The organism is Pseudomonas sp. MF6396, from assembly GCF_002018915.1.
Lineage (GTDB): Bacteria > Pseudomonadota > Gammaproteobacteria > Pseudomonadales > Pseudomonadaceae > Aquipseudomonas > Aquipseudomonas palmensis.
This window is the reverse complement of record NZ_MVOK01000026.1, coordinates 52,881-66,751: the sequence shown is the minus strand read 5'-3', so window position 1 is coordinate 66,751 and position 13,871 is coordinate 52,881. Positions and strand designations below refer to the sequence as shown.

Annotated in this window: 13 protein-coding genes; 8 read left to right on the top strand and 5 right to left on the bottom strand. The window is 63.9% G+C overall.

Features of this window, described 5'->3' with window-relative positions:
• Nucleotides 1-9: 9 nt before the first annotated feature.
• Nucleotides 10-987, bottom strand: a complete 978-nt coding sequence (gene tauA / locus MF6396_RS22415) for a taurine ABC transporter substrate-binding protein (protein WP_043861608.1) — start codon at nt 985-987, stop codon at nt 10-12.
• Between the two features lie 490 nt (nt 988-1,477).
• Here tauA and MF6396_RS22410 point away from each other — a divergent pair, with 490 nt between their 5' ends.
• From MF6396_RS22410 to MF6396_RS22375, 8 genes are all read left to right on the top strand, one after another.
• The gene (locus MF6396_RS22410; RefSeq protein WP_058541687.1) at nt 1,478-2,842 is read left to right on the top strand and encodes an OprD family porin; all 1,365 of its coding nucleotides are present in this window, start codon (nt 1,478-1,480) and stop codon (nt 2,840-2,842) included.
• Nucleotides 2,843-2,999: 157 nt separating this feature from the next.
• Nucleotides 3,000-3,638: a peroxiredoxin gene (locus MF6396_RS22405; protein ID WP_054915909.1), complete on the top strand. Its 639-nt coding sequence runs from the start codon at nt 3,000-3,002 to the stop codon at nt 3,636-3,638.
• 277 nt (nt 3,639-3,915) lie between these two features.
• Nucleotides 3,916-4,509, top strand: a complete 594-nt coding sequence (ssuE, locus tag MF6396_RS22400; protein ID WP_043861611.1) for an NADPH-dependent FMN reductase — start codon at nt 3,916-3,918, stop codon at nt 4,507-4,509.
• 96 nt (nt 4,510-4,605) lie between these two features.
• Entirely contained in the window at nt 4,606-5,571 is a 966-nt protein-coding gene (locus MF6396_RS22395; protein ID WP_054915910.1) for a sulfonate ABC transporter substrate-binding protein, read from the top strand.
• A gap of 58 nt (nt 5,572-5,629) precedes the next feature.
• Nucleotides 5,630-6,778 carry an FMNH2-dependent alkanesulfonate monooxygenase gene (gene ssuD, locus MF6396_RS22390; RefSeq protein ID WP_078481609.1) on the top strand — a complete coding sequence of 383 codons (1,149 nt, stop codon included), beginning with the start codon at nt 5,630-5,632 and terminating at the stop codon, nt 6,776-6,778.
• Nucleotides 6,779-6,788: 10 nt separating this feature from the next.
• Nucleotides 6,789-7,583, top strand: a complete 795-nt coding sequence (gene ssuC / locus MF6396_RS22385) for an aliphatic sulfonate ABC transporter permease SsuC (protein WP_043861614.1) — start codon at nt 6,789-6,791, stop codon at nt 7,581-7,583.
• Nucleotides 7,580-8,392 carry an aliphatic sulfonates ABC transporter ATP-binding protein gene (gene ssuB / locus MF6396_RS22380; RefSeq protein WP_043861615.1) on the top strand — a complete coding sequence of 271 codons (813 nt, stop codon included), beginning with the start codon at nt 7,580-7,582 and terminating at the stop codon, nt 8,390-8,392. The genes ssuC and ssuB overlap by 4 nt, the downstream gene beginning before the upstream one ends.
• 28 nt (nt 8,393-8,420) lie before the next feature.
• On the top strand, nt 8,421-8,636 hold the full coding sequence (locus MF6396_RS22375) for a TOBE domain-containing protein (protein WP_043861616.1): 216 nt from the start codon (nt 8,421-8,423) through the stop codon (nt 8,634-8,636).
• Between the two features lie 78 nt (nt 8,637-8,714).
• Here MF6396_RS22375 and MF6396_RS22370 read toward each other — a convergent pair whose 3' ends face one another.
• The 4 genes from MF6396_RS22370 to MF6396_RS22355 all read right to left on the bottom strand — a co-directional run bounded on the left by MF6396_RS22370 (nt 8,715) and on the right by MF6396_RS22355 (nt 13,781).
• Nucleotides 8,715-9,341 (bottom strand): TetR/AcrR family transcriptional regulator, encoded by a 627-nt coding sequence (locus MF6396_RS22370; RefSeq protein WP_043861617.1) that lies wholly within the window; start codon nt 9,339-9,341, stop codon nt 8,715-8,717.
• A 1-nt stretch (nt 9,342) separates the two neighbouring features.
• The gene (gene gshA, locus MF6396_RS22365; protein ID WP_043861618.1) at nt 9,343-10,929 is read right to left on the bottom strand and encodes a glutamate--cysteine ligase; all 1,587 of its coding nucleotides are present in this window, start codon (nt 10,927-10,929) and stop codon (nt 9,343-9,345) included.
• 153 nt (nt 10,930-11,082) lie between these two features.
• Complete coding sequence (locus MF6396_RS22360) at nt 11,083-11,469, bottom strand: PaaI family thioesterase (protein ID WP_052504261.1); 387 nt, start codon at nt 11,467-11,469, stop codon at nt 11,083-11,085.
• Nucleotides 11,466-13,781 carry a Tex family protein gene (locus tag MF6396_RS22355; protein ID WP_058541685.1) on the bottom strand — a complete coding sequence of 772 codons (2,316 nt, stop codon included), beginning with the start codon at nt 13,779-13,781 and terminating at the stop codon, nt 11,466-11,468. Before MF6396_RS22355 ends, MF6396_RS22360 begins: the two co-directional genes overlap by 4 nt.
• Between the last annotated feature and the right edge of the window lie 90 nt (nt 13,782-13,871).

The following is a 13,871-nucleotide window of genomic DNA, read 5'->3' as shown; positions in this document are numbered from 1 at the left end:
GCTCCGGTGTCAGTTGGTGATGAACTGGGCGCTGACATAGGGCGCGTAGTCCGGCAGTACCGCGTCGACCTTGCCTTGTTCCTTGAGAAAGGTGGCGGTGTCGGTGATGGCCTTGGTGGTCGGTGCGCCCAGGGCCGCGACCTGGTCGGCGGCCAGCGGGAACACGTTGCCCTGCAGCAGGCCCGGAATGTCCGCGGCCTTGGCGCCGGAAAGCTTGACCAGCTTGTCGACGTTGGCCTTGTCGGCCAGCCAGGCTTGCGGGTTTTTGCGGTAGTCGGCGTAGGCGTCGAGGGTGACCTTGGCGAAGGCCTTGACGATCTCGGGGTGCTTGGCGGCGAAGTCCTTGCGCACGATCCAGGCGTCGAAGGTCGGCGCGCCTTTTTCGGCCAGCTCGCCGGAGGTGATCAGCACCTTGCCGTTTTCCTTGGCCACGCCCAGGGCTGGGTCCCATACGTAGGTGGCGTCGATGTCGCCGCGCTTCCAGGCGGCGATGATCGCCGGTGGCGCGAGGTTGAGGATCTGCACCTTGGACGGGTCGATGTTCCACTGTTTGAGTGCGGCCAGCAGGCTGTAGTGGCCGGTGGACACGAACGGTACGGCGATCTTCTTGCCGATCAGGTCCTGCGGCGAGTTGATGCCGCTGCCCTCGCGAGCCACCAGTGCCTCGGCGGCGCCGATCTGGGTGGCGATCAGGAAGGTTTCCACCGGCAGCTTGCGGGTGGCGGCGGCGGCCAGGGGGCTGGAGCCCAGGTAGCCGATCTGTACGTCACCGGAGGCGACGGCGGTGATCACGTCGGCGCCGCTGTCGAACTTGCGCCAGTCGATGCTGGCCTTGCTGGTCTTTTCATAGGTGCCATCGACCTGGGCCACCTTGGCCGGATCGACGGTGGTCTGGTAGGCCACGGTCAGGTCGGCGGCCTGGACGAAGAAGGCGGCACCGGCCAGGGCCAGGGCGGTGAACAGGCGCAGCGGGGCAGGCAGGGTCATGGAAAACTCCTCGTCAGGCGGGTAGGCGGTGTGGATGACGAGAAGACTAATTGATCTAATAATGTAGAAATAAATAACTTTTTGGCATTAGCTTAGGAGTCATTGGCTGGATGACCCGAGTCAAGGTGGTCGCTGCCAGGGTGGTGAACAATCGCGGGCTGCCGGGGCAATGAGGAAGATGATCGGTATAAAAAATATATTTTTAAGAAGATATGGGAATTAGCTTATGGGCTATCCTGCAAAACGCTGAAATAATCGGACTATATTCCGTAATAATCTGAAAAATTCACAAAATTGTCTTTTTTGATTTATAGGATTGTCATTATCCTTCGTACCCAAGGCCGGCGCCTTAGACCAAAGTAGTGAAACGACTGGTTACGATTGACTTATCAGTCACGCTTTGGTGCTAATCGCCAATCGTCTTTGGAGCGGAACGACAGAGTCTGCCCATCAAGCGACACACAAAAATTAGAATCGAAAGGAGTGATGCATGAACAAGTCCAGCCTGGCACTTGCCGTGGCCGTAGGGGTACTGGCCCAGCAAGCGGGTGCAGCCGGTTTCGTAGAGGACAGCAAGCTGTCGCTCAGTTCGCGAACCATGTATTTCGATAACGACAACCGTTATTCCCCTACTCCGGCTAACAACCGCGGTCCGGATAACCGTGAGGTTGGCCAGGGATTCAAGCTGGACTACCTGTCGGGTTTCACCCAAGGTACCGTGGGCTTTGGTGTAGATGTACAGGCACTCTGGGGTATCCATCTGGACGGTGGCCGTGGCAAGCACCCGGATAACAGCACCTTCCTGCCAAGCGACACCGACGGCTCTGCAGTGAGCCAATGGGCGCGTATTGGTGGTAACGCCAAGGCTCGTTTCTCCAAGACTGAGGCTCATTTCGGCAGCGCTCTGGCCCCGAACCTGCCAATCCTGGTCGCGAACGATGGCCGTTTGCTGCCGCAAACGTTTGAAGGCGGCACCATCCAGTCGAAAGAAATCGACAACCTGACCCTGAACGGCGGCCAGCTGACCCACGCCATGGGCCGTGCTTCGAGCAACCGTACCGGCCTGTCGGTGAACGGTGCGAGCGCAGACAGCAACAAGTTCCAGTTTGCCGGTGGCGACTGGAAGGTCACCAAAGATCTGACCCTGCAGTACTACTACTCGAACCTGGAAGACTTCTACAAACAGCACTTCCTGGGCCTGGTGCACGTGCTGCCAATCGGTGAAGACCAGTCCTTCAAGACCGACCTGCGCTACTTCGACAGCAGCAGCGACGGCAAGAACAGCAGCGGCGACGCTGGTTATGGCTTCAACAATAACAACGGTTATGCCAAGCACGCAGGCGAAGTCGACAACAAGACCTGGAGTGCAATGTTCACCTACACCCTGGGCGGCCATGCAGTCTTGCTGGGCCACCAGCAAGTGGGTGATGACGGTGGTTTCGTCTGGTTGAACCAAGGTTCGGTGCGTGACGGTAACGGTCGTCCAGAAGGTGCGGGTGGCGCAAGCTTCTACCTGTTCACCGACAGCATGATCAACCAGTTCGCCCGTGCGGGTGAGAACACCACATTCGGCCAATACTCGTATGACTTCGCTCGCCTGGGTGTTCCGGGTCTGAAGACTGCGATCTCGTATCTGCACGGTGAGAATGTTCGCAACGCCTCCGGTCAGGGCTCCTACAGTGAGTGGGAACGCGATGCGCGTATCGACTACGTGCTGCAAGAAGGCACCTTCAAGGGCCTTGGCGTCAGCTTGCGTCACGGCGTATATCGCGGCACCAACGGTGATACCAGCGAGTACACCAAAGATACCGACCAAACCCGCCTGATCTTCAACTACACCTACAACTTCATGTAAGTGTGATTGATGAAGAAACCCCGCCTTGCGCGGGGTTTTTTTCGCCTCCATTCCAATAGATCTAAAAATTATAAATAAATCGATATTTATTCTTTTTAACCTTATGCACAGGCAGGCTACAGTGAGGTCATAAACAACCCAGCCAAGGAGCCGCACCATGAGCCTCAGACTCGGCGATATCGCCCCCGATTTCGAACAGGATTCCAGCGCGGGCAAGATCCGCTTCCACGAGTGGCTGGGCGACAGCTGGGGCGTGCTGTTCTCGCACCCCGCCGACTTCACCCCGGTGTGCACCACGGAACTGGGCTTTACCGCCAAGCTCAAGGACCAGTTCGCCGAGCGCGGGGTCAAGGCCATCGCGCTGTCGGTCGACCCGGTGGACTCGCACCACCGCTGGATCGAAGACATCAATGAAACCCAGAACACCCTCGTCAACTTCCCGATCCTGGCCGACGCCGACCGCAAGGTGTCGGACCTGTACGACCTGATCCACCCCAACGCCAGCGACACCCTGACGGTACGCTCCCTGTTCGTGATCGACCCGAACAAGAAGATCCGCCTGACCATCACCTACCCGGCCAGCACCGGCCGCAACTTCAACGAGATTTTGCGGGTGATCGATTCGTTGCAGCTCACCGACAACCACAAGGTCGCCACCCCGGCCAACTGGCAGGACGGTGACGAGGTGGTGATCGTGCCGTCGCTCAAGGACGAAGAGGAAATCAAGCGGCGCTTTCCGAAGGGCTACCGGGCGGTCAAGCCGTACCTGCGCCTGACCCCGCAGCCTAACCGTTGAATGTTTTGATGTAGCCACAGCAGGGCATTTCGGGGCCGTTTCGACGGCCCTTTTTTTATGTCCGCGCGGGCCTCTTTCGCCGGCAGGGCCGGCTCCTGCAAGGTTGCACTGCCCCCTGTAGGAACCGGCCTTGCCGGCGAAGCTCTTATAGTTCCATATAGAATAAACAAATGAAAAAATATGATTTATTGGTATATATGCCGAGCTGTTATGGTCACTCCACTCCAGCGAGATCCAATCTCGCGGCCCTCTAGAACACGATCAAGGAAGTGCTCCAATGCTGGTTGTTTCTCTCGGCGGTAGTCCCAGTCTGCGTTCGCGCTCCGGCGTCCTGCTCGACCGCGCGCGGCAATGGCTGAACAGCCAGGGCGTGGAAGTTGTGAGCTTCCAGGTGCGCGATTTCCCCGCCGAAGACCTGCTGCACGCACGTTTCGACAGCCCCACGGTGCAGCACTTCCTGCAACTGGTGGCCCAGGCCGACGGCCTGGTGGTTGCCACCCCGGTATACAAGGCGTCCTTCGCCGGTGCGCTGAAGACCCTGCTCGACCTGCTGCCCGAGCGTGCGCTGGAACACAAGGTGGTTCTGCCCATCGCCACCGGTGGCAGCATCGCCCACATGCTGGCGGTGGACTACGCGCTCAAGCCGGTGCTCTCGGCGCTCAAGGCCCAGGAGACCCTGCAGGGGATCTTCGCCGACGACAGCCAGATCGCCTACGGCGAAGGCAGCGCCGCCGCCCAATTGGCGCCGGTGCTTGAGCAGCGTCTCAACGAATCGCTGGAACTGTTTCACAGCGCCCTGGCGCGCCGCCCCAAGCCGGTGGCCCCGGGCCTGCTCAACGAACGTCTGCTCAGTGCTCGCTGGAGCATCTGAAGCGCTACACCGGCTTTACTGTCTTACCCCACCTTACTCGCCCGCCAACGGGCAAGCAGGTGCAGCCTGAACCCCCACAGCAAAAAGGAGAGCGCTATGCGCACTGTCGTTTTGCGTCGCGGTCTGGTCGCTCTGTTTGCTGCGGCTGTGTCCTTCGGCGCCATCACTCAAGCCCAGGCCGAGAGCCTGCGCATCGGTTACCAGAAGTACGGCACCCTGGTGCTGCTCAAGGCCAAGGGCTCCCTTGAAAAGCGCCTGGCTGCCCAGGGCGTGCAGGTGCAGTGGACTGAATTCCCCGGCGGCCCGCAGCTGCTCGAGGGCCTCAACGTGGGCTCCATCGACTTTGGCGTGACCGGCGAAACCCCGCCCGTGTTTGCCCAGGCCGCCGGTGCCGACCTGCTCTACGTGGCCTACGAGCCGCCGGCCCCCACCAGCGAGGCGATCCTGGTGCCCAAGGGTTCGCCGATCCAGTCGGTGAAGGAACTCAAGGGCAAGAAGGTCGCCCTGAACAAGGGCTCCAACGTGCACTACCTGCTGGTGCGCGCCCTGGAAGACGCCGGCCTCAAGTACACCGACATCACGCCGGTATTCCTGCCGCCAGCCGATGCCCGCGCCGCGTTCGAGCGTGGCAGCGTCGACGCCTGGGTCATCTGGGACCCGTACCAGGCCGCCGCCGAGCAGCAGTTGCAGGCACGCACCCTGCGCGATGGCAGTGGCATCGTCGACAACCACCAGTTCTATCTGGCCACCCGGCCCTATGCGCAGCAGCACCCTGAAGTGATTGCCGCGCTGGTGGACGAGGTGCGCGCGGTGGGCGAGTGGTCCAAGGCCAACCCGCAGGAGGTCACCGACCAGGTGGCGCCGCTGCTGGGCCTGCCGGCCGACATCACCCTGACCTCGGTCAAGCGCCAGGGCTACGGTGCGCATTTCCTGACCCCGGACGTGGTCACCGCCCAGCAGAAGATCGCCGACACCTTCCATACCCTGAAGCTGATTCCCAAGCCGCTGAGCATCAAGGATGTGATCTGGACGCCACCGGCCAAGGTCGCCACCGCGCCTTGACGTTCGACCGCACCGGGGCGCCGCCCCGGCTTGCGCCACCCCTTAGGAGACAACTCCAATGAGCCTCAATGTTTTCTGGTTTCTGCCAACCCACGGCGACGGTCATTACCTTGGCACCGCCGAAGGTGCTCGCGCTGTCGATCATGGTTACCTGCAACAGATCGCCCAGGCCGCCGACCGTCTGGGCTTCGGTGGCGTGCTGATCCCTACCGGCCGCTCGTGCGAAGACTCGTGGCTGGTGGCCGCGTCGCTGATTCCGGTGACCCAGCGCCTGAAGTTCCTGGTGGCCTTGCGCCCGGGAATCATCTCGCCGACCGTGGCGGCACGCCAGGCCGCGACCCTCGACCGCCTGTCCAATGGCCGTGCGCTGTTCAACCTGGTGACCGGTGGCGACCCGGAAGAGCTGTCCGGCGACGGCCTGTTCCTCAGTCACGAAGAGCGCTACCAGGCCTCGGTGGAATTCACCCGCATCTGGCGCCGCGTGCTGGAAGGCGAAACCGTCGACTACGATGGCCAGCACATCAAGGTAAAAGGCGCCAAGCTGCTCTACCCGCCGGTGCAACAGCCACGCCCGCCGCTGTACTTCGGTGGCTCGTCGGAAGCGGCGCAAGACCTCGCCGCCGAACAGGTCGAGCTGTACCTGACCTGGGGCGAGCCACCGGCCGCCGTGGCCGAGAAAATCGAACAGGTGCGCGCCAAGGCCGCCCAGCAGGGCCGTAGCGTTCGTTTCGGTATCCGCCTGCACGTGATCGTGCGCGAGACCAACGCCGAGGCCTGGCAAGCGGCCGAGCGCCTGATCTCGCACCTGGACGACGACACCATTGCCCGTGCCCAGGCCTCGCTGGCGCGCTTTGACTCGGTGGGCCAGCAACGCATGGCTGCGCTGCATGGCGGCAACCGCGACAACCTGGAGGTCAGCCCCAACCTGTGGGCCGGGGTCGGCCTGGTGCGTGGCGGTGCCGGCACCGCGCTGGTCGGCGATGGCCCGACCGTGGCCGCACGGGTCAAGGAATACGCCGACCTGGGTATCGACACCTTCATCTTTTCCGGTTACCCGCATTTGGAAGAGTCCTACCGCGTGGCCGAACTGCTGTTCCCGCACCTGGACATCCAGCGCCCCGAGGCCCCGGCCGGTGCCAACTACGTAAGCCCGTTCGGTGAGATGGTCGCCAACGACATCCTGCCCAAAGCCGCGGCCAAGGCGTGAGGATCGAAGCATGAAACGATCCTCCATTCCCTTGTCGCATCGCCTGGCGCCGTGGGCCCTGCCCGTGCTGCTGCTGGCGGTGTGGCAGCTGGCGGTCAGCGCCGGCTGGCTGTCGACGCGCATCCTGCCAGCGCCGAGCGCGGTCCTCAGTGCCGGCGTGGAGCTGGTGCGCAGCGGCGAAATCTGGACCCACCTGGCCATCAGCGGCTGGCGCGCCGCGGTCGGCTTCGTGATCGGCGGCAGCATCGGCCTGGCGCTGGGCTTCATCACCGGCCTGTCGAAGTGGGGCGAACGCCTGCTCGATAGCTCGGTGCAGATGATCCGCAACGTGCCGCACCTGGCGCTGATCCCGCTGGTGATCCTGTGGTTCGGCATCGACGAGTCGGCAAAGATCTTCCTGGTGGCCCTGGGCACCCTGTTCCCGATCTACCTGAACACCTACCACGGCATCCGCAACGTCGACCCGGCGCTGGTGGAGATGGCCCGCAGCTATGGCCTGAGCGGTTTTGCGCTGTTTCGCCAGGTGATCCTGCCCGGTGCGCTGCCCTCGATCCTGGTGGGCGTGCGCTTCGCGCTGGGCTTCATGTGGCTGACCCTGATCGTGGCCGAAACCATCTCGGCCAACGCCGGCATCGGCTACCTGGCGATGAACGCCCGCGAATTTCTGCAAACCGACGTGGTGGTGCTGGCGATCGTGCTGTACGCCGTGCTCGGCAAGCTCGCCGACCTGGCCGCCCGTGGCCTGGAGCGTGTATGGCTGCGCTGGCACCCGGCCTATCAAGTCAGCAAGGGAGACGGCGCATGACCGTGCTCAAGGAACAACCGCCACGGCTGCTGCGCGGAATACCGCTGGCCGTGCACAAGCTGCAAAAGACCTTTGGCCAACGCCAGGTGCTGCGCGATATCGACTTGCACATCCCGGCGGGCCAGTTCGTTGCCATCGTCGGCCGTAGCGGCTGCGGCAAGAGCACCCTGCTGCGTCTGCTGGCCGGGCTCGACCAGCCCAGTGCCGGCGAGCTGCTGGCCGGTTCTGCGGCGCTCAGCGATGCCCGCGAGGACACCCGGCTGATGTTCCAGGAGGCGCGCCTGCTGCCCTGGAAGAAAGTCATCGACAACGTCGGCCTGGGGCTGACCGGCAACTGGCGCGAGCGTGCGTTGCAGGCGCTGGAGGCAGTGGGCCTGGCAGACCGGGCCAACGAGTGGCCGGCGGCGTTGTCCGGTGGGCAGAAGCAGCGCGTGGCCCTGGCCCGTGCGCTGATTCACCAGCCGCGCCTGCTGCTGCTGGACGAGCCGCTGGGCGCACTGGATGCGCTGACCCGGATCGAGATGCAGCAACTGATCGAGAACCTGTGGCGCAAGCACGGCTTCACCGTGTTGCTGGTGACCCATGACGTCAGCGAAGCGGTGGCCGTGGCCGATCGGGTGATCCTGATCGAGGACGGCGAGATCGGCCTGGACCTGCTGGTCGACCTGCCGCGTCCGCGGGCACGCGGCTCGCATCGCCTGGCGGCGCTGGAAACCGAAGTGCTGAACCGTGTCCTGTCGGTGCCGGGCACCCCGCCCGAGCCTGAACCTGTAGCACCTTTGCCCACGCAACTGCGTTGGGCCCATTGATCTTTCGTCTTTAAAAGGAAACCTGCACATGACCATCAAAGCGATCAACGTACGTAACCAGTTCAAAGGCACTGTGAAAGAAATCCTGGAAGGCCCAGTACTGTCGGAAATCGACGTGCAGACGGCATCGGGCATCGTCACCTCGGTGATCACCACCCGTTCGGTCAAGGAGCTGGAACTGGTGGTGGGCAGTGAGGTGATTGCGTTCGTGAAGTCGACTGAAGTGTCGATCGCCAAGCTCTGAAAAAGCTTCGCCGGCAAGGCCGGCTCCTACAGGTTTACAGCGGGCCTGTAGGAGCCGGCCTTGCCGGCGAAAGGGCCGTCAGCGTTTGGGCAGAAAGGGCGGCAGGTACAATCCCAGATACGCATCGAACACCCGCATTCCTTCCTCCGCCATGCGCGGGGTGATCTGCCCGTGCAGCTGCACCGAACGGGCATACACCCGGTCTCCCAGCTCCATCGCCAGGGCAAACACATCCACATCGTCCGGCAACGCCGGCAGCCGGAAGTGCTCGGCAAACAGCTTGTGCATCAGGTCGCCCAGCTCGATATCGTGCTGGCGGTCGGCCTGGGTCACTTCGCTCAGCCCATGCTGCGCCAGAATCAGCTGGCGCGCCGCCGCATCCTGGTTGTAGATGCTCAGCATGCGCTGCTCCACCAGGCGCGACAGGTCGCCCCAGTGCTGCAGGCTGCCAGGCTCGATCGGCGCCTGCAGGCAGGCGCGAAAGGCGCTGTGCACATCCGCCGTCAAGGCTTCGAGCAGCGCCGGCACACTGGCGAAGAAGTGGTACACCGACGAGGGTGGGATCTGTGCGCGTTCGGCCACTGCATAGATCGACAGGCTGGCCACGCCTTCGCTGGCCAGCAGGTCGCGTGCGGCGGCCAGGATCGAGTCGATCCGGGCCTGGCTGGCAGCGCGCGGTTTGCGGGGCGTGGCTGCACGGCTCATGTCAGTTGCTGATCGCCAGGATGCTGGCCTGGTAGGCGCCCACGAACAGGTCGAAATCGACCACGTCCTCTTCGCGCTCCAGGGTGGCCTGGGCCTCCAGCGATTCACGCGCCAGGGCCTCGAAACGCTGCTGCGCCTCGCTGCTCAGCGGCGTGCCGCGCAAGTAGTCGGCATGCGCCTGGCTCTGGCGCAGGGAGAAGCGGCTGAAGCTCTCCTTGTGCTCGGTCATGCTCGCCAGCACCTGGGCCGACGGCGTCAGCGACGGGTCGCTGACCTTGGCCGCCTGCGCGGCCAGGGCCTTGGCGTGCTCGTCGCTGGCGTGGCTGCGGTCGAGCAGTTCGGCCAGCGGGGCGATACGTTGCAGCAGCTCGTCGGCCCACTGCTTGAGCGCGACCGGCTGGCCGTCACGTTGCAGTTCCAGGCCAGGCTTGCGGCCCTGCTTGACCACGCTGAGGAAGTTGCTGGTGCACTGGCCGCACTCGCCGTTGTCCAGCAGCGGGCTCTGCTCCAGTGCGCAGAACAGCAGGAAGGCGTCGAGGAAGCGCGCTTCGGTGAGGTCGATGCCGGTGGGCAGGAACGGATTGATGTCCAGGCAGCGCACTTCGATGTACTGGATGCCGCGGGCCATCAGCGCCTGGATCGGCCGCTCGCCGCTGTAGGTCACGCGCTTGGGGCGGATGTTGGAGTAGTACTCGTTTTCGATCTGCAGGATGTTGGTGTTCAGCTGTACCCACTCGCCATCCTTGTGCGTGCCGATCTCGACATACGGCGCATAGGGCGTGGCGACGGCCTTGCGCAGGCTGTCGGTGTAGCTGGCCAGGTTGTTGTAGCACGGCGTCAGGCCGGCCTGGGCGTTGCTCTGGTAACCCAGGTCGCTCATGCGCAGGCTGGTGGCGTAGGGCAGGTACAGGGTGTCGGCATCGAATTGTTCGAGCTGGTGCGCGCGGCCGCGCAGGAAGCCTGCGTCCAGCGCCGGGGAGGCGCCGAACAGGTACATCAGCAGCCAGCTGTAGCGACGGAAGTTGCGGATCAGTGCGATGTACGCCGACGACTGGTAGTCGCGGTCGTCGCCCGCCTGGCCTTCGGCCTGGCGCAGCAGCGGCCAGATCTGTTCTGGCAGCGAAAAATTGTAGTGGATGCCGGCAATGCATTGCATGGTGCGCCCGTAGCGCAGGGCCAGGCCCTTGCGGTACACGTACTTGAGCTGACCGATGTTCGAGGTGCCGTACCAGGCGATCGGGATGTCTTCCTCGGCCGGCAGCGGGCAGGGCATCGACGGGCTCCACAGGTACTCGTTACCGAGCTTGCTGTAGGCGAAGCGATGGATGTTCTCGAGGCTTTCGAGGGTCTGGGCAGGGTCGGCCAGGGCAGGGGTGATGAACTCCAGCAGCGACTCGGAATAGTCGGTGGTGATCTGCTCGTGGGTCAGGGCCGCGCCCAGGGCTTCGGGGTGCGGGGTCTGGGCCAGACGACCGTCCTCGGTCACGCGCAGGCATTCACGCTCGATGCCGTGCAGGCACTGCTTGAGCAGGGAGAGGTTGTCGCCCTGGCCGAGCAGGCTCAGGCGGCGGTTGAGAAGTTCGCTCAAGATGGATTCCTTCACGCGTCAGTCGCCCCAATATGGGGGTGGAAACGACGGTCTACAAGGGTGGACAGAGGAACTGGCGTGGTCGCCTGGTTTTCGCAGGGTTCCGGCAGTGCCCGCGCACTGCCGAAAGTACCGCACATTGGGCGTTTGCGTCTAGAGCACGGTGAAGGTGCCCTGGGCCCTGGCCATCAGTTTTTCGCCTTGCAGCACGTCGGCATCGACCACCAGGATGCGCCGCCCGGCCTGCAGCACGCGGGCCACGCACAGCACCTCGCCCTCGCTGACCGGACGCAGGTAGTTGATCTTGCATTCCACGGTGACGCTCTGCTTGTCGAAGCCATGGGCGCTGGAGCAGGCCAGGCCCATGGCGATGTCGACCAGGCTGAAGATCGCCCCGCCATGCAGCTTGCCGCCGCGGTTGCGCAGGTGCGGCTCAAGGGCCAGGGCCACCTCGGCAACGCCCTGGTCGAGGCGTTGCAGGCGACAGCCGAGCAGTTGGCTGAATGCGCTGCGCACCTGCTCTTCGGGCAGGTCGGTCACTTCTTCTTCAACTGCTTGGCGTTGGCGAACAGCGAGGCCATGGCGTTGTTGGCCGGGGCCGGGGTCTCCTTGGCGCGTGCCGGCTGCTGCTGGCGCGGTGCCGAGCCCGGGCGGCTGCCGCGGGCGCCGTCGATTTTCTCGCCTGGGGTGTCGCCCATGCGCATCGACAGGCCCACGCGTTTGCGCGGAATGTCCACTTCCATGACCTTGACCTTGACCACGTCGCCGGCCTTGACCGCTTCACGCGGGTCCTTGATGAACTTCTCCGACAGCGCCGAGATGTGCACCAGGCCGTCCTGGTGCACGCCGATGTCGACGAAGGCACCGAAGTTGGTCACGTTGGTGACCACGCCTTCGAGGATCATGCCCAGTTGCAGGTCCTTGAGGTCTTCGACGCCTTCCTGGAACTCGGCGGTCTTGAACTCGGGGCGCGGGTCGCGGCCGGGCTTGTCCAGCTCTTGCAGGATGTCGGTGACGGTCGGCAGGCCGAAGGTTTCGTCGGTGAATTTTTTCGGGTCCAGGCGCTTGAGAAAGCCGCTGTCGCCGATCAGCGAGCGGATGTCGCGGTCGGTGTCGGCGGCGATGCGCTGTACCAGCGGGTAGGCTTCAGGGTGCACCGCCGAGGCGTCCAGCGGGTTGTCGCCGTTCATCACGCGCAAGAAGCCTGCGGCCTGCTCGAAGGTCTTCTCGCCCAGGCGGCTGACCTTTTTCAGCGCGGCGCGGGTCTTGAAGGCACCGTTGGCATCGCGGTGTGCCACGATGTTCTGCGCCAGGGTGCTGTTGAGGCCCGAGATGCGTGCCAGCAGCGCCACCGAGGCGGTGTTGACGTCCACGCCCACGGCGTTCACGCAGTCCTCGACCACCGCATCCAGGCCACGGGCCAGCTTGAGTTGCGACACGTCGTGCTGGTACTGGCCCACACCGATGGATTTGGGGTCGATCTTGACCAGTTCGGCCAGCGGGTCCTGCAGGCGACGGGCAATCGACACCGCGCCGCGGATCGACACGTCCAGGTCGGGGAATTCCTTGGCCGCCAGCTCGGAGGCCGAATACACCGAGGCGCCGGCTTCGGAGACCATGATCTTGGTCATCTTCAAGGCTGGGTATTTCTTGATCAGCTCGGCGGCCAGCTTGTCGGTTTCACGGCTGGCGGTGCCGTTGCCGATGGCGATCAGCTCGACCTTGTGCCTGGCGCACAGGGCGGCGAGCACGGCGATGGTCTGGTCCCACTGGTTCTTGGGTACGTGCGGGTACACCGTGGCGGTGTCGAGCAGTTTGCCGGTGGCATCCACCACCGCCACCTTGCAGCCGGTGCGCAGGCCCGGGTCCAGGCCCAGGGTGGTGCGCGGGCCGGCCGGGGCGGCCAGCAGCAGGTCATGCAGGTTGTGGGCGAACACGTTGATCGCCTCGCTCTCGGCGTTGTCGCGCAGCTCGCCGAACAGGTCGGTTTCCAGGTGCGTGTAGAGCTTGACCTTCCAGGTCCAGCGCACCACTTCGCCCAGCCACTTGTCGGCTGGGCGGTTCTGGTTTTTCACGCCGAAGTGCTCGCCGATCATCATTTCGCAGGGGTGCAGGGTGCCGGGCAGCTCTTCGCCGACCTTGAGGCTGGCCGACAGCACGCCTTCGTTGCGCCCGCGGAAGATCGCCAGGGCGCGGTGCGAGGGCGCGCTCTTGAGCGGCTCGTCGTGTTCGAAGTAGTCGCGAAACTTTGCCCCTTCCTCTTCCTTGCCGGCCACCAGGCGAGCGCTGAGCACCGATTCCTGCTTGAGGAAGTTGCGCAGCTTGGCCAGCAGGCTGGCGTCTTCGGCGAAGCGCTCCATGAGGATGTACTTGGCGCCTTCGAGGGCCGCCTTGACGTCGGCCACGCCTTTTTCGGCGTCGACGAAGCGCGCCGCTTCGGTTTCCGGGTTCAGCTGCGGGTCGTTGAACAGGCCGTCGGCCAGCTCGCCCAGGCCGGCTTCCAGGGCGATCTGGCCCTTGGTGCGGCGCTTCTGCTTGTACGGCAGATAAAGGTCTTCGAGGCGGGTCTTGGTGTCGGCCAGCTTGATCTCGCGGGCCAGCTCCGGGGTCAGCTTGCCCTGCTCCTCGATGCTGGCCAGGATGCTGGCGCGGCGGTCGTCGAGTTCGCGCAGGTAGCGCAGGCGCTCTTCCAGGTTGCGCAGTTGGGTGTCGTCCAGGCTGCCGGTCACTTCTTTACGGTAACGGGCGATAAAGGGCACCGTGGAGCCTTCATCAAGTAGAGCCACGGCCGCTTCGACCTGTTGCGGGCGGACACCGAGTTCCTCGGCGATGCGGCTGTTGATGCTGTCCATAAAACCACCTGACAATTCGTGAATGCAAAGGCCGCAGGCCGGCGCCACGGGGCGCGCTCGAGCAGGGCGACGCTGGATCAAAGCGGCGCA